Consider the following 17,308-nt stretch of genomic DNA (forward strand, 5'->3'; position numbering starts at 1 on the left):
GGAGGATGTTCTTGAAGTACGCCATCGAACCACACCCTTGGGAGGAGACCATCGAGGTGCTCGATGCCGCGGGCTTTGAGCGCGCCCCGCTTGATGAGGCCTCCTTCCTCATCTACACCGGTAATGGCACTGATTTCCCGGACCCGCTGCCGGAGAACATCGGTTTTGTGCAGATTCCCTCTGCGGGCGTGGATCACGTCTTGGATGCCATGAAGACAACCACCGTGCCGTGGTCGAACGCGGCTGGTGTGTATGACAACACGGTGGCGGAATCCACCATCGCTCTGCTCCTGGCGCAGCTGCACGCGCATCGCCGCGTTAATGGCACGTTTGATTCCTATGCAGAGATGGAGGCTCACACCTCCTACCTCTACGACGATAAGACGGTGGCCATTATTGGTGCCGGTGGCATTGGCAAGCGTCTGATCAGCATGCTCTCCGGTTTCGGGCCGCGCATCATCGCGGTCAACCGCTCCGGCAACCCGGTCGAGGGCGCGGAGGAGACTTACCCGATTTCCCAGGTGGACAAGGTCTGGCCGAAAGCGGATTACTTCGTTCTCATCGCGCCGCTTACCCCGGAGACCCGCCACATGGTGGATGCGGAAGCTTTCCAGCAGATGCCGAATCACGCGGTGGTGGTTAACGTGGGCCGCGGCCCGCTCATCAAGACCGAGGACCTCGTTGCGGCACTGGAGGCAGGGGAGATCGCGGGTGCGGCACTCGACGTCACCGACCCAGAGCCGCTCCCAGAGGATCACCCGCTGTGGCAGGACAAACGCGTGGTTATTACCCCGCACATCGCTAACACGCAGCGCTCCGTGCGTGAGAAGATTGGTGCGCACACCATCAAGGTGGCCGAGGCCTTCGCGGCGGGGGAGGAGCTGCCCACGCTGGTTGACCGAAAGGCAGGTTATTAATGGAGAACCCCGATATCCGCGTTGGCGATGCTGAGCGTTCCGCGGCCCTGGAACAACTGAGCCAGCACTTCGTCAACGGCACGTTAGGCCCCGATGAGTTTGAGCAGCGTACCGGCGAGGCCGCCGCAGCGCGCACGCGTGGGGACGTCGCAAAGCTCTTTGCGGACCTGCCGGAGCTTTCCACCCCCAGCGCCACAACACCCGCACGCCGCCACGAGGCGGAGCTGGAGGATATGCTTTCCCGCGGACGCAAGGTGCAGATAGTGGATTCCGTCATCTGGTCGGTGGCGATGATCGTGCTCTTCCTGGGCCTCTTCGTCTTTGACTGGAGCTATTTCTGGATCTCTCCCGTCATTGCATTCTTCGCTTCCTGGGCTGCGCGCGGGGTGCTGAAGTTCAGCGAGTCGGATGAAGAGCTCTTCGATGAGCTTTCCGAAGGCGAGAAGAAAAAGCGCGCCGAGCGCCTGCGTGCCGCGGCCGAGCGCCGCCGCGAGCTCGAGGCCTAACCCAAGGCCGATCCGCTCCCATAGCTGCACAAAATCCCTGACAAGCGGGCAGACCTTCCGTACGCTGGTATGGCATGAGCAACACCGAACGTGAAGAAGTTCTGTCCAAAGCCCGCGCCGCCAAGGCGGTGGCGCCACAGTTCGCGCAGCTGCCCACCCCGCGCAAGAATGAAATCCTCAACCGCGCCGCTGAGAATCTGATTGCGCACACCGAGGACATCCTCGCTGCTAACAAGCTTGATATCGAGGCTGGCCGCGCCAATGGCATGTCCGAGTCCCTCATCGACCGCCTGTCGCTGGACGCCACCCGCATCGAGGGCATTGCCGGCGGCTTGCGCCAGGTAGCCTCCCTCCAGGACCCGGTAGGGGAGATCCTGCAGGGCCGCACCATGGATAACGGCATCCAGATGAAGCAGGTGCGCGTCCCACTCGGCGTGATGGGCATGGTCTACGAGGCCCGTCCGAACGTTACCGTTGACGCCTTCGGCCTGGCGCTGAAGTCCGGCAACGTGCCGCTGCTGCGCGGTTCCAAGTCCGCGAAGAACTCCAACGCCAAGCTCGTGGAGCTACTCCAAGACACCCTCGTGGAGTTCGATCTGCCGCGCGAAGGCGTGCAGCTTCTGCCCTGTGAGACCCATGATTCCGTGCAGGATCTCATCACCGCCCGCGGCTTGGTGGACCTGGTCATCCCGCGCGGCGGCGCGCGCCTTATCAACGCCGTGGTGGAAAACGCCACCGTCCCCGCCATCGAGACCGGCACCGGCAATTGCCACTTCTACGTCGATGCCTCCGCGGACCTGGACAAGGCCATCGACATGGTGATCAACGGCAAGACCCGCCGCACCTCGGTGTGCAATGCCACGGAGGGCGTGCTGATCGACGCCGCGCTGGACGCCGCTGCCAAACTCCGCATCATCACCTCCCTCCAAGAAGCAGGGGTCACCATCCACGGTGATGTCAAGGAGCTCGAAGCCTTCGGAGTTAAGGACGCCGTGGAGGCTACCGACGAGGAATGGCGCGAGGAATTCCTGTCCATGGATATCTGCGCCAAGGTGGTCGATGGTGTCAACGGCGCCATCGCGCACATCGCTGAGTACACCACCGGCCATACCGAAGCCATTGCGGCCCAGGACGCTGACGTGCTGCTGACCTTCGCCAACGAGGTGGATGCCGCAGCGGTCATGCTTAACGCCTCCACTGCTTTTACTGATGGCGAGGTCTACGGCATGGGAGCGGAAATCGGCATCTCCACCCAGAAGCTGCACGCGCGCGGCCCGATGGCACTGCCGGAGCTGACGTCTACCAAATGGGTGCTGCAGGGCACCGGCCAGACCCGCCCCTAGAACCAGCTCGAAAAAGCTACTCGAAAGCTACTCGAAAAGAATTTTTCGAGTCTGACCTGCACAAAACACTTTACTCGAAAACTTTTCGAGTAGAGTGTTTCGCCTTGTGCAGGGTTCGTGCTGCGCGGCGAAGGAGGACTGGGTACTCTAAAGCGCGGTAATAGCAAAGAACTGATTGGTGCCTTCCTCTCATGCTGTCCCGCATTGCTTCCTCCGTCGCCGCCGCCGTCGTGGCCGCGGCCACTCTCATCGTCCCCCACACCATTTCTGCACCCGCCGCGCATGCCGACGAACAGTGCCCCGCCGTGGTGGTCGTCGCCGCGCGCGGCTCCGGCCAGAACGGCCAAATCTACCCCACGCAGTATTCCAACCAGGGTGGCCGAGCCTCCAATGGGTGGGAGGGCGAATCCATCCGCGCCATGCTGCAGGGTGCCGAGGTGCGCTACCAAGCCACTCACGGCGGCAACTCGCTGATGAAGGACGTCTACGTGCTGGGGCTGGAGCCGCAATACTACCCGGCGACGTACCCGGAATACTCTGTTCCGAACGCGTCGGTTCCGAACACCGCGGCTGACCTCGTGCGCTTGGCCACGCAGTACGCCAACCCGGTCATCAACACCGCGGTCTCCGCCATCAACCAGTTCATGTACTCGGTCCAGACCGGCAGGCGCGGCGTTACCAGCGCGGTCAATAACTACGAAGCTTCCACAGGCTGCCATCCGCAATACATCCTCTCCGGCTACTCCCAAGGGGCCATGGTCCTGTCCAACCACGAGCTGGAGTTGGCACACCGCGGCCAGCTTGCTGGTGTCGTGACCTTCGGTAACCCGCTGACCCGCGCCGGGGATCCGGCCGTTGTCGGCGCGACCCAGGGCGCGGGCGGCCCGATGGGCTACTTCCCGCAGATGCGCGCCAACGTCAGCCGCGTGGACTACTGTTTGCCGCTCGACGCCGTGTGCGATCTTTCCGCCAACACCCTTTACGCCGCGCAGCCCACCGGGGGTTCCCACGGCCAGTACTTCTTCACCAACCACCAGTGGGATACCCAGGTCTACGATTCCATTGGCCGAATGGTGGATGACGTTCGTTTCCGCTAAACAGGAAAGGGTGAAGTCTCTTTCCTTATCTCTTGCCATTGCCACCACCGTGCTCGGCGCGGCAGCCTCGGTGATGAGTGCGCCCGCGGCCTCGGCGGGTGGCGTTGAAACCTGCCCTGAGACCGTGGTGCTCGTCGCGCGCGGTTCGGACCAGAACGAGGAACAAGGCGAATACGTGGGCCCGCAGCGCTACTCAGAGCAGGCGCCAGAATCCACGGGTTTTGAGGGGCGCAACTTTGCTGCGCTGTTTCACCAGGTCGAGCAGCGTCATCCAGGCGCTATGGATGGCGTGTACGTGCTGGCGCTGGATCCGGAGGCATACCCTGCGGCCATGAACCTGCCGCCATTGGCACAGGAGGGCGAGGATTTAAGCCCACTTCAGCTGGTGCAGCGGGCGCTCGGGATCCTTCAGCAGCACTCTCTTGGGGAGATGGCGTATTCGGTGACGCTGGGGGCCATCGATAGTCTGCGTACTGGTGCCCGCAATGCCCCGAAGGTGGTAGACAACTATGAGGCGACCACCGGTTGCCGCCCACAGTGGGTAGCTGCCGGCTACTCGCAAGGAGCGCTTGTTGCAACGAGCGTGGAGGGCTATTTGGCCGAAACCGGGCGCCTGCACGCCATGCTCACCTTCGGCAACCCGCTTCACCAGGTCCCGTGGGCTAAAAACCGCGCCGGGCTCCCAGGGAATCGCTTTGTCGATTACTGCCTAGACGGTGATTTCGTGTGCGACTTTTCCCTCGACGCCGCCAACCGCGCTTTAGCCACCAAAGCGGAGCGTCACGCCTCCTATTTCTTGGGGGAGCCTTCCGGGCAGGACGTGCAGGTCATTGATGCGGTGGCCGGTATACTCACCAGCCATGACTAGTCCACAACGCATCGGCATCATGGGTGGCACCTTCGACCCCATCCATAATGGTCACCTCGTCGCCGCCAGCGAGGTAGCCCACCGCTTCCGCCTCGACACGGTGGTCTTCGTGCCCACCGGCCAGCCCTGGCAAAAGGCCGATAAGCAGGTCACCGCCACCGAGCACCGGTACCTGATGACCATGGTGGCCACGGCGTCGAACCCGCGTTTTACCGTCTCGCGTGTGGACATTGACCGCGAGGGGCCCACGTACACCATCGATACGTTGCGTGATTTGCGCGGAATTTTCCCAGATGCCGAACTCTTCTTCATTACTGGTGCCGACTCGGTGGCGTCCATCATGAGTTGGCGCAACTGGGAAGAGATGCTGGAGATGGCCCATTTCGTTGGCGTTACTCGTCCCGGCTATGAGCTGCGCAAAGACATGCTGCCGGAGGATTCGCAGGATGACATCGAGCTGATTGAGATCCCCGCCATGGCCATTTCCTCCACCGATTGCCGCGCCCGCGCCCAGCAGGGCCAGCCGGTGTGGTACCTCGTACCCGATGGGGTAGTGCAATACATTGCCAAGAACCACCTTTATGGCCCGCACCCGGAAAAGCCCCTGTAGCCTCCGCGCGTCCTTGAGGGGGAATTCGACTAGGAAAATGAGCCTTGTCGTGTAAGACTAGAGTTCTTAAGAAAACGTAACTGTGTAGGGATTGTCATGTCGATTACTGATGAAGCACGCCAGATGGCGGAAACCGCCGCCTTGGCTGCGGATGAAAAGCTGGCCACCAACATCGCCGCTATTGACGTTTCCGACGTGCTGGCGATTACCGAGGTCTTCGTCTTGGCCTCCGCCGATACCGAGCGCCAGGTGGGGTCCATCGTGGAGGAAGTTGAAGACGAGCTGACCAAGAAGGGCTTTGAACCCAAGCGCCGCGAAGGCAATCGTGAGAACCGTTGGGTCCTGCTCGATTACGGCCCCATCGTGGTCCACGTCCAGCGCAACGATCAGCGCGAGTTCTACGGCCTAGACCGCCTGTACCACGACTGCCCGCTTCTCGACATCCCCGGTCTGGACACCCCGGAACGCCCCGGCGAGTGGTCTGATGAAGTCAACCCGCGCGATGTTGAATCGATCGATGAGATTCCCCTGGCCCAGCCAGAGCCGGAAGACGACGAATTATGACCCGCCGCCTCCTCCTCATCCGCCACGGCCAGACCACCTACAACGCCACCGGCCGGATGCAGGGGCACTTGGACACCGAGCTATCAGAGGTAGGCTACTCGCAGGCGCGCGCGGCTGCTGACCTGCTCGAGGGCAAAGACATCACCGCGATCCTCTCCTCGGATCTCATCCGTGCCCGCGACACCGCGGAGATCATCGCTCGTCAGTTGGGGCTTGAGGTGTCCGTCGATAAGCGCCTGCGCGAAACCCACCTGGGTGAGTGGCAGGGGATGACATCGGCTGAAGTGGACGAGCAGTTTCCCGGGGCACGTGCGCTGTGGCGCCACGACCCCACCTGGGCCCCGCCCCAGGGTGAGAGCCGCGTCGACGTGGCTAACCGCGCGCGCCCCGTTATTGATGAGCTCATGCAGAAACATCCGCAGTGGGATGAGGGTGCGGTGCTTGTCGTCGCGCACGGCGGTGCTATTTCCGCGCTGACCTGCCACCTTTTAGGCCTTGAGCACCACCAGTATGGAATCCTCTCCGGGTTGAAGAATACCCACTGGTCGCAGCTGACCGCGCGGCCCGAATTCGATGCCGCTCGTCCGCTGTCCCCGCTGCAATTCACCCCGGAGAACGTCGCCCGCGCCCAGTGGTACTTCGACGGCTGGAACATGGGCGGTGCCGTCGTTGGTGGTGCAGGGGCGGACGTCTAGTGATTCGCGTCGTCACCGATTCTGCCGCAGGGCTGCCGGCGGAGATCGTCGAGGAGCTCGGCATCTGCGTCGTCGACTTGCACGTCATGGAAAGCCACGGCAAGGACGGCGCGGAGCTGTCCACCTCGGGTCTGACTGCCCTCGAATTGGCCGCTTTATACGGCCGTCAGATGGAGCGCTCCGGCGATGACGGGGTGCTGGCCATTCACCTCTCGAAGGAGCTGTCCTCGACGTGGTCGGCGGCGGTGACTGCCTCCGGCGTTTTCCCCGATACCGTGCGTGTTATCGATTCCGGTACCGCCGGCATGGCGATGGGCGCGGCTGCGATGGCGGCGGCCAAGCTTGCCCAGGAAGGCGCTTCACTCGACGAGTGCTATGCCGCAGCCATCAATACCCTTGAGCGCGGGCACACCTGGGTCTATCTCAACTCAACGGAGGAGCTTCGCCGTTCCGGGCGCATGTCTGCGGCCACGGCGATGCTGTCCACCGCGCTGCTCGCTACCAAACCCATCATGGCCATCCAAGGCGGCAAGCTGGAGATGGTGGGCAAGACCCGCACCCAAACTAAGGCCTTTACCAAGCTCGTGGACCTGGTGGCCTCCCGCGCGGAGGGCAATCCGGCGTTCATCGCGGTGCAGTACAACGAGGATAAGGTTTCGGCCCGCCGGCTGGAGGACTTGCTGCGCTTGGCGCTGCCGGATTCTTCCTTCATGCTGGTGCCGCTTACCGACGTCCTCTCCGTCCACGTCGGCCCTGGGGCCATCGGCGTCTCCGCGGTCTTTAGCTGACGGCGGAGCCGAGCTAAAGACGTTGTTGATGCCTTCAACAAGTTATCCACAGGCTGCGGCTTAAGCCCTCGACGGGGGTGAGGGCGCTGCGTAGCGTCGCGGGCATGAATGCCATTGCTGATCGCCTCCGTGACCTCACCCGCCCAACCGGCGAAGAAGAACTGCTCAACGTCGATTTCCCGCGCGTGCGCGTGCCACCCTGGCTGGCGCTTGTCGCGGCGGGCGTGGCCGGCGTTGCGCTCCTGGCCTGGCTGGGGATGAGCCGTAGTGCGGAGAACCCCTATGAGGTGGCCGCGCCGAGCAGCGAGGTAGCGGCCGATATCGTGGTCTCTGTCGTGGGGGAGGTAGAGCAGCCGGGCCTGGTGACCTTGGCGCCGGGTGCGCGCATCAACGACGCCCTCGAGGTGGCGCGCCCGCGCGTGCCCACCGATAACCTCAACCTGGCGCAGAAGCTTAACGACGGCGAACAGTTCACCGTCGGTGCTCCTGCCGCTGCCCCGGGTGCTGCTGACGATGGCACTATCTCCCTCAACTCGGCTTCCGCCGAAGAGCTCACCGAGCTTCCCGGGGTGGGGCCGGCCACGGCCGCGGCGATCATCGCGCATCGCGAGGAGGTCGGCAGCTTCACCACGGTGGAGCAGCTCATGGATGTCTCCGGCATTGGTCCGGCGAAGTTTGCGCAGCTGAAGGATAAGGTCCGTCCGTGAGAGAACTGCGGCTCGTGCCCGCCGCGGTGGTGGCGTGGTTGGCCACGCTCTCAGTGCTTTTCGGCCACCCGTGGCTGTTGTGCGGGCTCGTGCTTTTCGCTTTCGCGCGCGGTCAGTGGCGCGGGCAGGGCATTTTATGTGCGGCGAGCGGAGTCATCTTCGCCGCCCTGGCTTATGTGCGCTCGGTGCGCGCCGCGGGCTTTCACTTCGGCTCGGAGGTGACGGGAAAGCTTGCCGCCGATCCGGTTCAGACGGCATCCGGGTGGATGGTGCGCCTGCGCGTGCCGGGCTACCCGGCGCAGCTGCCGGTCTTCCTCAAAGAAAAACCGGAGGCCTTTGGCGGCTCGCTGGTGACGGTGCACGGTCACCCCGGCCCCTCGGATCAGGTTGGCGTGGGTACAACCGTCTTTAGTGGCGAGCTCACCGCGCACGCCCATAGCTGGACGGCAGCGGTGGCAGAAAACTTCCGCGCCGTGTGCGATAACGGCCTCATCCCCGGCATGGTGCTGGGCGATACCAGCCTGCAAAGCCCCGAGGACAAGCAGCTCTACATCGATACCGGGCTATCGCATTTGAGCGCCGTGTCCGGATCCAACGTTGCCATCGTGTGCACCGCGGCCGCGTTGGTGGTGTCGGGGCAGCGGGTGCGGGTGGGGGCGTCGGCAAGCGCGTTGGCGTTATTCGTAGCGCTGGTGGGGTGGGAGCCCTCCGTCCAACGCGCCACCGTCGCCGGGCTGGCGGGTCTAGTAGCGGTGCTGAACTCTTCGAGGATGGAACCGCTGCACGCGCTGTCCCTCGGGGTGCTCTTCCTACTGGCGGCGGATAGCGACCTAGCCGTCAGCTTCGGCTTCGCGCTTTCCGTGGCGGCCACCGCCGGCATCGTGGTGCTCAGCCCCCTGTTGCTGCGGGTACTGGGGACTGGCATCGTTGCGCGAGCCTTCGCTGTGGCCATTGCCGCGGATATCGTGACCATGCCGCTCATCGCGTTGATGACCGGGCGGGTCTCGGTGGTTTCTGTGATTGCTAACGTGCTGGTGGCGCCTGTCGTGCCGGTCATCACCGTCGTGGGTCTCATCGCCGCCGCGCTCGCGCAGGTGGGGCTGGGCAGGCCGCTTGTTATCCTCATCGAACCGCTGGCGGATTGGATCCACCTCGTTGCCTCTTCCATGCCGGTGACCACCGTGGCGGCGGGGCCCATTGCGATGCTCCTTCTCTGTGGGTGGGTCATTGCGGCGTTGCTAAGATGACAGGCATGTCTTCAGCCCCCGTGCACCTCATTCTCGGCGATGATGAATTCCTGGCCGAGCGCGCCCGCCTGAGTATCCAACACGGCGAGGTAACCAAGCTCAAGGCCTCCGAGGTCAGCGAAGGCGAAATCCTGGAAGCCACCAGCCCCTCCTTGTTCGGGGAGGACCGCGTCATCGTCATCAGCGACGTGGAGAGGGCCGGCAAAGAGGTCACGAAGATCCTCCTTGACGCCTGCTCCAACCCGATGCCCGGCATCACGCTCATCCTGCTGTATTCGGTGACGGCGAAGACGCTGAAGAAAAAGAAGAAGCCGCCGGAGCTCATCGCGGCGCTGCGCAAGACGGCCGAGGTGCACGAGGTCTTTTCCCTTTACCCGAATGAGCTCGCGCAGTGGGCTACGCGTGAGTTCGCCTCGCACGGCGTGCGCCCAACCCCGGATGTGGTGCAGGCGCTTCTCGACGGCGTCGGCTCCGACCTCCGCGAACTCGCCTCCGCCATCTCGCAGCTGGTCTTCGACACAGGCGGCAAGGTGACCCGCGAGGCGGTGCACGCGTACTACGTGGGCGTGGCCGAGGTGGCCAATTGGGATATTGCGGATGCTGCTGTGGCCGGCCGCGTGGAGGCGGCGGTGTCCACGTGCCGCCGCGCGCTGCAGTTGGGGGCGAGCCCGGTGGCCATCGCTTCGACGCTGGCGAACAAGGTGGGCAACATCGCACGCCTCTATACCGCGCGCGGGGACCAGTATTCCCTGGCCTCCCAAACCGGCATGGCGCCCTATGCCATCAAGCTCACCCAGCCGGTGGCGCGGCGCTGGTCGGGGGAGAATATCACTAAGGCCGTGATCCTCATGTCGGAGCTGGATGCCGCGGTTAAGGGCCAGGGCGGGGACGAGGACTTCGCCATCGAGGCGGCCGTTAAGCGGGTGGCGGAGCTGGCGCGCTAGACTAACCCTCCATGGATGACATCCAGAACTTTGCCACCAAGCTTTTTGATTTTGCCCGCAACGGCGATGCCACGCTGCTCGAGTACATCAAGCAGGGCGTCAACGTCGACATGGTGAACCAGGACGGGCAGTCCTTCATCATGCTCGCCGCCTACCACGGCCATACGGAGCTGGTGCGCCAGCTCGCCGCAGCGGGGGCCGACGTCAACCTCCTCAACGATCGCGGCCAGTCGCCACTGGCCGGAGCGATTTTCAAGAAAGAGGACGCGGTGATCGACGCGCTTCTCGACGCCGGCGCCGACCCCTCCGCCGGCCAGCCTAATGCCCTTGACTCGGCCCGCATGTTCGGCCGCGAGGACCTTCTCGAGCGCCTGTCATGAGCTGGTCCGCGTTTGCGGCCATCCTCTTGATGAACCTCGTCGGTGCGGCAGCGCCCGGCCCCGACATCGTGCTGGTCACGCGCTATGCCACGCGCTCGCGCCGCCACGCCATCGCGGCGGCGACGGGCATTCAAGTCGGCGTGCTGTTCTGGTGCACGCTGACCGTGTTTGGCGCGGCCGCCCTGCTGACCGCCTTCCCGGGAGTTCTCTCCCTGATTCAGGTGATTGGCGGTTGCTTCCTCGTCTTCATGGGCGTGCTGTCCATTCGCTCCGGGCTGGAGCTGCGCAAGCAGCCGCCGGTGGATGAGGAGGAGGCCGCCGCCCGCTTGGGTTCGGTGGGCAAGGTCTTCCGCACGGGGTTGGCCACCAACCTGTCCAACCCCAAGATCGTGCTCTTCCTCGCCGCTATGGTCGCCCCGCTGTTGCCGCCGCACCCGCCGGTGTGGGTATCGGTGGCGCTGGTGCTGAGCTTGTCGTTGTCGAGCTACCTGCTCTTCGTCTTCCTCTCGACGGTCATTTCTACCCGCGCGATTCGCCGCCGCCTCCTCGTCGCAGGCCCGTGGATCGACATCGCCTCTGGCGTTTTCTTCGTGGTGGCTGGCTGCGCCCTGGTGTGGGCCGGCATCCAGGCCGCCTAGGCCTGGTTGAGGAGCTCCGCCAGCCACTGCGACCACGCCGCGACCGTGCCGGAGCGGCGGCGCAGGGTCGTATCGTTGAGCCCCAGATTAGCCGCGCGCATGAAGACCATTGCCTCTTCTTTATTCACCGCTCGGCGGGTAGTCACGACGTGCTGCACCATGTCCCGGAGCACCGGCCGGGAGGCCAGCGCCTCGATGAGGGTGAGGTTGCGTTCATCGCGCGTGCCGCTCAGTTTGCTTAGGCCTAAGTAGCGGGCGGCGTTGGTGTAATAATCCGCCTGGCGCGGGGTAAAACCAAATTCCTCGGGCATCTCTGCTTTGTCCACTGGGTTCTCCAGCAGGCTGATGACCCGCGCGAAGGAGTCCGCCTGCGGGAAAGGAACGCGAGTGCCCTCGACCTGCGTGCGCGCCAGCACCGCGCGCACCGTCGCCTCAGTTACGCCAGACTCGCCCAAAACATAGCGCGCCGCGCTGACCAGCTCGATGCTGCGGAAGTCCTCCGGCTGCCTAAACGCGTAGCGGTAGAAGTGGAAGATGCCGTTGGAGTAGACCACGTAGACCGGCACCACTTCCTTCTCCAAGGCCAGCGAGAAGCGCCGGAAAGGGAAGTAGAGCTGGCGGATGTTGAAGTCGGGGGAGAGGTGGTTCTTCGCCTCCACGAGCACGAGGTGCTCGGCGGACTCGAAGCCGGCATCAATCTCCATCTGGGCGCGGTCCACCACCACGTCGCGCCCGCCGATACGCATGGGCAGAGTGAGCGTCGACATGCGCCCGCTGACCGTCGGCACCAGCTCACCGCCCAGAAAATCATCGAGCATGCCGCTTAAGCTCGCCGCGGTGAGTGCGGCGGCCTCCGAGGTCAGGTTCTCGAAGTCAATGGACTTAATGTGGCGGGGAACCGGCATTGACTTCAGCGGCCCGGCTTGCTCCGGGAAAGGCTGGTACAGGTCAAAGCGGCCAATGAGATAGGCATCGCGGCGAATTGGCAGCATGGATAACCCGTGCTCTCGAAAGACCTCGGGGCGCGCTGCCGAAAAGTCATGCTTGGCCATCAACCGTGGCTCGCGGCCCGATAGCTCCTTAATCTTCGCGGCGGGCAATATCGCGAAACCCTGGTCCGCGATGTCGGCGGCGATGTGAGGGTAGACGAGGTCCCAAGCGGCGTCGTTAAGCATAATTGCGCACGAGCACCTCATCGACCTTGCCGCGCTTCGAGGCCACGGAATTGACCGCGCGCGTGGCACCCACAATGTCGATGCGGTAGTCCGCGTACAACTCCTTGATGAAGTCCGTCGCCGAATTCGACAGCAGGAACTTCACCCCGCGGGCGTTGAGGTCGTCGCAGGTTTCCTTCAGCCGAATCTGGTCCGCGCGGCCAAAACCACCCGACTGGTAGCCGGTGAAATTACTCGTGGGGTTGACCGGATCATAGGGCGGATCGAAGTAGACGAAATCCCCCTCGTTGGCCTCCACCGCAGCGTAGTCGCCGTTATAAAACGTCACGTCGTGGGTGGACAAGTACTCCGAGACTGCGCGCAGATTGGGCTCATCGCAAATCTTCGGGTTGGCATAGCGGCCAAACGGGGCATTGAACTGGCCGGCGTTATTCACCCGGTAAAGCCCGTTGTAGCAGGTCTTATTCAAATAAATCGTGCGGGCAGCCCGTTCGACAGGGCTTAAGTGCGCAAAACCCGGCTCACGGTCGCGGGCGCGCATCTCGTAGAAGAAATCCGAATCATTCGGATAGCCCTTTAACAGGGCGATGAGCTCGTCCACGTTATCGCGGACCACCTCGTAGACGGTGATGAGCTCGGTGTTCAGGTCATTAACCCGGGCGCGCTCGGGCGCCAAAGAAAAAAGGACCGCTCCGCCGCCCAAGAAAGGCTCGACATAAGTGTCGAAGCTCTCGGGCAGCACGGAGTGGATAACGGGCAGCAGTTGACGCTTTCCCCCGACCCACTTCAGGAGCGGTTTCATTTAGGCCATCTTGTTGAAGGCGGTGGCCATGCCGGACTTCTTGTTAGCCGCGGTGTTGCGGTGGAAGACGCCCTTAGACACGGACTTGTCCAGTGCGCGGGAGGCAACGCGCAGCTGCTTCTCGGCTGCAGCCTTGTCGCCAGCGGCGACGGCCTCACGGAACTTGCGGATCTCGGTACGCACGGCGGAGCGTACGGACTTGTTGCGCTGACGAGCCTTCTCGTTGGTTAGGATGCGCTTCTGCTTGGACTTGATGTTTGCCATCTTTATACCTCTTAGAGTCGTAGGAATGTGCAACCGAGGAAGGCGGACCCAAGGTCCTGACCGCCAGCGTGCCCCGGCATCCCAAAAAATTTAGCAGGGCGCGGGCCGAATCCCCAAATCAGGCCCAGTGATAACGCGAGCGTAGCCGGTTGGCAATGCGTTCGAAGCGGCGTTCTGGGAAGAGTGTGCCTTGCCGGCGGCATTGTTCCTCGGAGATTTCCAGCACGCGGTCCATCCGCACCCAGCACTGCCGGCCGGATTCGTCCCATTCGCCGGTGCCGATATCGAGCCATTCCTCCTTGTTGGCGTGGCCCGGGTTGGAGGAGATGAGCAGGCCCAGCACGGTGGTGCGCGTGCGCGAGACAATCAGCACGGCGCGCTCGCGCGGCGGGGATTGCTTGCCATCCGAGGGCGCCCATACCCACACGACTTCCCCGGAGTCTGCCTGCCCGTCCATGTCGGGGGTGAAGAAGACGCTGCGCGGGTGGGCGTCGGCACACTCGACGCGAATGTCGGCGGCTTTGCGGGGTTCCGTCACGGAATCATTCTGGTTTAGTCCTAGGCCTTCGGTGATGCGCTCGAGACCGACGTCGACAGGCTCAGGGCCTCCGATACCGAGAATGCGTGCCAACCTAGACATGTCGTCTATTCTAAACACATGTCTACAAACTTCGCGGCCACTACGTTTACGGATCCGTCCAAGATCCGAAACTTTTGCATTATCGCCCACATCGACCACGGCAAGTCGACGCTGGCTGATCGCATCCTGCAGTTGTCGCAGGTGGTGGAGGAGCGCGACATGCGCGACCAATACCTCGACAACATGGATATCGAGCGTGAGCGCGGCATCACCATTAAGGCGCAGAACGTGCGCCTGCCCTGGATTCCTCAATCTGGTGCCATGAAGGGGGAGGAGATCGTCATGCAGATGATCGACACTCCCGGCCACGTGGACTTTACCTACGAGGTCTCGCGCGCGCTCGAAGCCTGTGAGGGCGCCATCCTGCTTGTCGACGCCGCCCAAGGCATCGAAGCCCAAACCCTGGCCAACCTCTACCTGGCCATGGAAAATGACCTGGAGATCATCCCGGTCCTCAACAAGATTGACCTGCCGGCAGCCGATCCGGAGAAGTACGCCCTGGAGATTGCCCACATCATCGGCTGTGAGCCGGAAGAGGTGTTGCGCGTTTCCGGCAAGACCGGCGAGGGCGTGCCGGAGCTGCTGGATAAGGTGGCGGAGCTTATCCCGGCACCGACGTCCGAGTTCGGCGAGGATGCCCCGGCCCGCGCGATGGTCTTCGACTCCGTTTACGACACCTACCGTGGCGTGGTGACCTATATCCGCATGATGGACGGCAAGCTGACCCCGCGCCAGAAGGTCACCATGATGGCCACGGGTACCAACCATGAGCTGCTGGAGGTGGGCATTGTCAGCCCGACCATGCAGAAGTGTAAGGGGCTGGGCCCGGGTGAGGTGGGCTACCTGATTACTGGCGTGAAGAACGTGCGTGAGACCAAGGTGGGTGACACGATTACGTGGGCGTCGAATGGCGCGAGCGAGCCGCTCAAGGGCTATGCCGACCCGAACCCTATGGTCTACTCCGGCCTGTTCCCCATCTCCCAGGCAGACTTCCCGGACCTGCGTGATGCGCTGGAGAAACTGCAGCTTAACGACGCCTCCCTCACCTTCGAGCCCGAGACCTCCGTCGCCCTAGGCTTCGGCTTCCGCTGTGGCTTTTTAGGCCTGCTGCACATGGAAATCACGCGCGACCGTTTGGAGCGCGAGTTTGGCTTGGACTTGATTTCCACCGCCCCGTCGGTGACCTACCGCGTGGTGGCGGAGGATGGCGAGGAGTCCATGGTGCACAATCCGTCGGACTGGCCCAGTGGCAAGCTGCGTGAGGTTTATGAGCCGATTGTGAAGATGACCATCATCGTGCCGGAGGAATTTGTGGGCTCGACGATGGAGCTGTGCCAGTCCAAGCGCGGCCAAATGGGCGGCATGGACTACCTGTCTGAGGACCGCGTGGAGCTGCGCTACACCATGCCGCTGGGTGAAATCATCTTCGACTTCTTCGACATGTTGAAGTCCCGCACCAAGGGCTATGCTTCCCTCAACTATGAGGAGGCCGGCGAGCAGCTGGCGGACCTGGTGAAGGTGGATATCCTGCTTAACGGTGATCCGGTGGATGCCTTCTCTGCGATTGTGCACCGCGATTCCGCGCAATGGTATGGCAATAAGATGACGAAGAAGCTCAAGGAGCTCATCCCACGCCAGCAATTCGAGGTGCCCGTCCAGGCGGCGATTGGTTCGAAGATCATCGCGCGTGAAAATATCCGAGCGATGCGCAAGGACGTGTTGGCCAAGTGCTACGGCGGCGATATTTCCCGTAAGCGCAAGCTGCTGGAGAAGCAGAAGGCCGGTAAGAAGCGCATGAAGTCCATCGGTTCTGTTTCGGTGCCGCAGGAGGCCTTCGTCGCGGCGCTGTCCACGGACGCTGAATAAGGAAGCCGTCGCCCATAGCACGGCATCGGGCCTGCAAAAACATCAGCGTGGTCACGGCCGGCACTGGTTGCACTGACGGCGCAGGCCCCACGCCCACGCGCTGGCGGAAGTTCACCCCCCGCTCCGGCTCACCCACGTCGAGGGCGGGATTGGTCCGCATGAGCTTGCATGATCTAGCTCTGTGGAAGGCAGAGCCCAACAGGCACTCAGCTCTGCGTATTGCCTAGTTTGGTGCTCCGGCTGGGTTACTCGGCGTTGAATGAGTAGCTGCCGGTGAGCTGGTTGTGGATTGTCACCGAGTAGCTCTGGCCGTTGGCGTTGGCACCTTCCACAAGCATGTCGAGCTCTTGGGCGTTGTAATAGCGGCTCAGACCCACGTACAGGATGAGCAGGAGGAAACCGCCCACGACTGCAATAGCGGTGACAATCTTCCACGAACTTACTGGGTTGGTCACGAATAGCCCTTTCCTGGGTAAGAGTCTTTCCTGCAGGTACAAACACGATAACAAGCGGGACAGTGCGTCTTGTCCCTTAACGGGCTGTGGGTGCACCCACAGCATGGGGCCAGTGGGCGGGAGGCAACTGGTGTTCATCGAGATCCCCGTCAACCATCTTCCAGTCTTCGGGTGCGCTGTCCCTGGGAGCGCCGAGGCCCCGTCAGTCTGGCTTTGGTTGGCGCGTCTCATCCTTTAAGGGCTTAAACCCGGCCTTACTGTCACTGCCGTTGCATCTGGGTGGCGGGTTTCTCCTTTAAGGGCTTAAGAATCCCCGTTGCTCCTGCTGCTTCCGGCAGCACGTGAAGCCGGACTTGGGGTCGCTGGATCGCCCGTCAGTCTGGCTTTGGATGATGGGTGACGCTGACATAAGGCTCGCAGGTTTTCCTGCGTAACTTGTTGCGAGCCGTGGGTGGTGTTGTCTGAAGGATCGCCGGTGTGCCCGCGAACCTTCCCTCGGTTGGCGGGTAGCGGTGTTGCCGCTGGTGGTAAGCCGTTTCCTTTCAGTTGTTGCTGTGTGTGTGGTGGCTGGGGTTAGCTGCTGTCGGGTGGTGGGTCTGGTGGCTGTTCTGGTGTTTGTGTTCCGGGAGGTTGTGCCGGTGCCTGCCGGTCTGGCGCTGGGTGGCTCTGTCTTCCGGTTTGCTCCGGTGATCCTTGGGCAGGGGCTGTGGCCTGTGCCTTTGCGGCTGCTTTTTCGGTGTTGAGTCTGGCTAGTGCTTCTTGGTATTCCGGCATTGCGGTTATCGGTGCACCCCAGGGTGGG

The 17,308-nt window shown here is 62.9% G+C and carries 20 protein-coding genes; 15 read left to right on the forward strand and 5 right to left on the reverse strand.

The window, feature by feature from the left end; all coding sequences use genetic code 11:
* Positions 1–11 precede the first annotated feature (11 nt).
* The 14 genes from QP363_RS09830 (at position 12) to QP363_RS09895 (ending at position 11,304) form a co-directional block, all read left to right on the forward strand.
* Entirely contained in the window at positions 12–917 is a 906-nt protein-coding gene (locus QP363_RS09830; protein ID WP_284764400.1) for a D-isomer specific 2-hydroxyacid dehydrogenase family protein, read from the forward strand.
* On the forward strand, positions 917–1,423 hold the full coding sequence (locus tag QP363_RS09835; RefSeq protein ID WP_284764379.1) for a DUF1707 domain-containing protein: 507 nt from the start codon (positions 917–919) through the stop codon (positions 1,421–1,423). The genes QP363_RS09830 and QP363_RS09835 overlap by 1 nt, the downstream gene beginning before the upstream one ends.
* A gap of 74 nt (positions 1,424–1,497) precedes the next feature.
* Entirely contained in the window at positions 1,498–2,766 is a 1,269-nt protein-coding gene (locus QP363_RS09840; RefSeq protein WP_284764381.1) for a glutamate-5-semialdehyde dehydrogenase, read from the forward strand.
* Between the two features lie 191 nt (positions 2,767–2,957).
* The gene (locus tag QP363_RS09845; RefSeq protein WP_070447858.1) at positions 2,958–3,863 is read left to right on the forward strand and encodes a cutinase family protein; all 906 of its coding nucleotides are present in this window, start codon (positions 2,958–2,960) and stop codon (positions 3,861–3,863) included.
* Positions 3,864–3,873: 10 nt separating this feature from the next.
* On the forward strand, positions 3,874–4,731 hold the full coding sequence (locus tag QP363_RS09850; protein ID WP_070447862.1) for a cutinase family protein: 858 nt from the start codon (positions 3,874–3,876) through the stop codon (positions 4,729–4,731).
* The gene (gene nadD, locus QP363_RS09855; RefSeq protein WP_284764385.1) at positions 4,724–5,341 is read left to right on the forward strand and encodes a nicotinate-nucleotide adenylyltransferase; all 618 of its coding nucleotides are present in this window, start codon (positions 4,724–4,726) and stop codon (positions 5,339–5,341) included. Before QP363_RS09850 ends, nadD begins: the two co-directional genes overlap by 8 nt.
* Positions 5,342–5,437: 96 nt before the next feature.
* Positions 5,438–5,905, forward strand: a complete 468-nt coding sequence (gene rsfS / locus QP363_RS09860) for a ribosome silencing factor (protein ID WP_070447864.1) — start codon at positions 5,438–5,440, stop codon at positions 5,903–5,905.
* The gene (locus tag QP363_RS09865; RefSeq protein ID WP_070447867.1) at positions 5,902–6,600 is read left to right on the forward strand and encodes a histidine phosphatase family protein; all 699 of its coding nucleotides are present in this window, start codon (positions 5,902–5,904) and stop codon (positions 6,598–6,600) included. Before rsfS ends, QP363_RS09865 begins: the two co-directional genes overlap by 4 nt.
* On the forward strand, positions 6,600–7,388 hold the full coding sequence (locus QP363_RS09870) for a DegV family protein (protein WP_070711107.1): 789 nt from the start codon (positions 6,600–6,602) through the stop codon (positions 7,386–7,388). The genes QP363_RS09865 and QP363_RS09870 overlap by 1 nt, the downstream gene beginning before the upstream one ends.
* Before the next feature lie 104 nt (positions 7,389–7,492).
* A complete protein-coding gene (locus QP363_RS09875; RefSeq protein ID WP_284764389.1) occupies positions 7,493–8,095 on the forward strand; it encodes a ComEA family DNA-binding protein in 603 nt (200 codons plus the stop codon).
* Positions 8,092–9,342 carry a ComEC/Rec2 family competence protein gene (locus QP363_RS09880; protein ID WP_284764390.1) on the forward strand — a complete coding sequence of 417 codons (1,251 nt, stop codon included), beginning with the start codon at positions 8,092–8,094 and terminating at the stop codon, positions 9,340–9,342. Before QP363_RS09875 ends, QP363_RS09880 begins: the two co-directional genes overlap by 4 nt.
* A complete protein-coding gene (gene holA / locus QP363_RS09885; protein WP_284764392.1) occupies positions 9,339–10,286 on the forward strand; it encodes a DNA polymerase III subunit delta in 948 nt (315 codons plus the stop codon). Before QP363_RS09880 ends, holA begins: the two co-directional genes overlap by 4 nt.
* 11 nt (positions 10,287–10,297) lie before the next feature.
* Entirely contained in the window at positions 10,298–10,666 is a 369-nt protein-coding gene (locus tag QP363_RS09890) for an ankyrin repeat domain-containing protein (protein ID WP_284764393.1), read from the forward strand.
* Complete coding sequence (locus QP363_RS09895) at positions 10,663–11,304, forward strand: LysE family translocator (protein ID WP_070719562.1); 642 nt, start codon at positions 10,663–10,665, stop codon at positions 11,302–11,304. Before QP363_RS09890 ends, QP363_RS09895 begins: the two co-directional genes overlap by 4 nt.
* Here the strand turns inward: QP363_RS09895 and QP363_RS09900 are convergent.
* The 4 genes from QP363_RS09900 to QP363_RS09915 all read right to left on the reverse strand — a co-directional run bounded on the left by QP363_RS09900 (position 11,301) and on the right by QP363_RS09915 (position 14,185).
* The gene (locus QP363_RS09900) at positions 11,301–12,479 is read right to left on the reverse strand and encodes a hypothetical protein (RefSeq protein ID WP_246815781.1); all 1,179 of its coding nucleotides are present in this window, start codon (positions 12,477–12,479) and stop codon (positions 11,301–11,303) included. The two genes, QP363_RS09895 and QP363_RS09900, sit on opposite strands and share 4 nt — an antisense overlap.
* The gene (locus tag QP363_RS09905; protein WP_070645329.1) at positions 12,472–13,281 is read right to left on the reverse strand and encodes a DNA adenine methylase; all 810 of its coding nucleotides are present in this window, start codon (positions 13,279–13,281) and stop codon (positions 12,472–12,474) included. Before QP363_RS09905 ends, QP363_RS09900 begins: the two co-directional genes overlap by 8 nt.
* A complete protein-coding gene (gene rpsT, locus QP363_RS09910) occupies positions 13,282–13,545 on the reverse strand; it encodes a 30S ribosomal protein S20 (protein ID WP_070447890.1) in 264 nt (87 codons plus the stop codon).
* A gap of 118 nt (positions 13,546–13,663) precedes the next feature.
* Positions 13,664–14,185 (reverse strand): type II toxin-antitoxin system PemK/MazF family toxin, encoded by a 522-nt coding sequence (locus QP363_RS09915; RefSeq protein WP_070447893.1) that lies wholly within the window; start codon positions 14,183–14,185, stop codon positions 13,664–13,666.
* Positions 14,186–14,203: 18 nt separating this feature from the next.
* Between QP363_RS09915 and lepA the strand changes: the two genes are divergently transcribed.
* Positions 14,204–16,051: a translation elongation factor 4 gene (gene lepA, locus QP363_RS09920; protein WP_070645325.1), complete on the forward strand. Its 1,848-nt coding sequence runs from the start codon at positions 14,204–14,206 to the stop codon at positions 16,049–16,051.
* Positions 16,052–16,296: 245 nt separating this feature from the next.
* Here the strand turns inward: lepA and QP363_RS09925 are convergent, their stop codons facing one another.
* Entirely contained in the window at positions 16,297–16,506 is a 210-nt protein-coding gene (locus QP363_RS09925) for a hypothetical protein (RefSeq protein WP_284764396.1), read from the reverse strand.
* Between the last annotated feature and the right edge of the window lie 802 nt (positions 16,507–17,308).

The sequence above is a fragment of the Corynebacterium sp. UMB6689 genome (genome assembly GCF_030215295.1).
Classification (GTDB): Bacteria; Actinomycetota; Actinomycetes; order Mycobacteriales; family Mycobacteriaceae; genus Corynebacterium; species Corynebacterium aurimucosum.

What these genes read in the sequence shown, in the direction of transcription:
- QP363_RS09905 (WP_070645329.1), bottom strand. Translation starts at nt 13,281, where the DNA reads ATGAAACCGCTCCTGAAGTGGGTCGGGGGAAAGCGTCAACTGCTGCCC.
- QP363_RS09865 (WP_070447867.1), top strand. Translation starts at nt 5,902, where the DNA reads ATGACCCGCCGCCTCCTCCTCATCCGCCACGGCCAGACCACCTACAAC.
- QP363_RS09840 (WP_284764381.1), top strand. Translation starts at nt 1,498, where the DNA reads ATGAGCAACACCGAACGTGAAGAAGTTCTGTCCAAAGCCCGCGCCGCC.
- rsfS (WP_070447864.1), top strand. Translation starts at nt 5,438, where the DNA reads ATGTCGATTACTGATGAAGCACGCCAGATGGCGGAAACCGCCGCCTTG.
- QP363_RS09875 (WP_284764389.1), top strand. Translation starts at nt 7,493, where the DNA reads ATGAATGCCATTGCTGATCGCCTCCGTGACCTCACCCGCCCAACCGGC.
- QP363_RS09900 (WP_246815781.1), bottom strand. Translation starts at nt 12,479, where the DNA reads ATGCTTAACGACGCCGCTTGGGACCTCGTCTACCCTCACATCGCCGCC.
- rpsT (WP_070447890.1), bottom strand. Translation starts at nt 13,545, where the DNA reads ATGGCAAACATCAAGTCCAAGCAGAAGCGCATCCTAACCAACGAGAAG.
- QP363_RS09895 (WP_070719562.1), top strand. Translation starts at nt 10,663, where the DNA reads ATGAGCTGGTCCGCGTTTGCGGCCATCCTCTTGATGAACCTCGTCGGT.
- QP363_RS09835 (WP_284764379.1), top strand. Translation starts at nt 917, where the DNA reads ATGGAGAACCCCGATATCCGCGTTGGCGATGCTGAGCGTTCCGCGGCC.
- lepA (WP_070645325.1), top strand. Translation starts at nt 14,204, where the DNA reads ATGTCTACAAACTTCGCGGCCACTACGTTTACGGATCCGTCCAAGATC.
- QP363_RS09845 (WP_070447858.1), top strand. Translation starts at nt 2,958, where the DNA reads ATGCTGTCCCGCATTGCTTCCTCCGTCGCCGCCGCCGTCGTGGCCGCG.
- nadD (WP_284764385.1), top strand. Translation starts at nt 4,724, where the DNA reads ATGACTAGTCCACAACGCATCGGCATCATGGGTGGCACCTTCGACCCC.
- holA (WP_284764392.1), top strand. Translation starts at nt 9,339, where the DNA reads ATGACAGGCATGTCTTCAGCCCCCGTGCACCTCATTCTCGGCGATGAT.
- QP363_RS09915 (WP_070447893.1), bottom strand. Translation starts at nt 14,185, where the DNA reads ATGTCTAGGTTGGCACGCATTCTCGGTATCGGAGGCCCTGAGCCTGTC.
- QP363_RS09890 (WP_284764393.1), top strand. Translation starts at nt 10,298, where the DNA reads ATGGATGACATCCAGAACTTTGCCACCAAGCTTTTTGATTTTGCCCGC.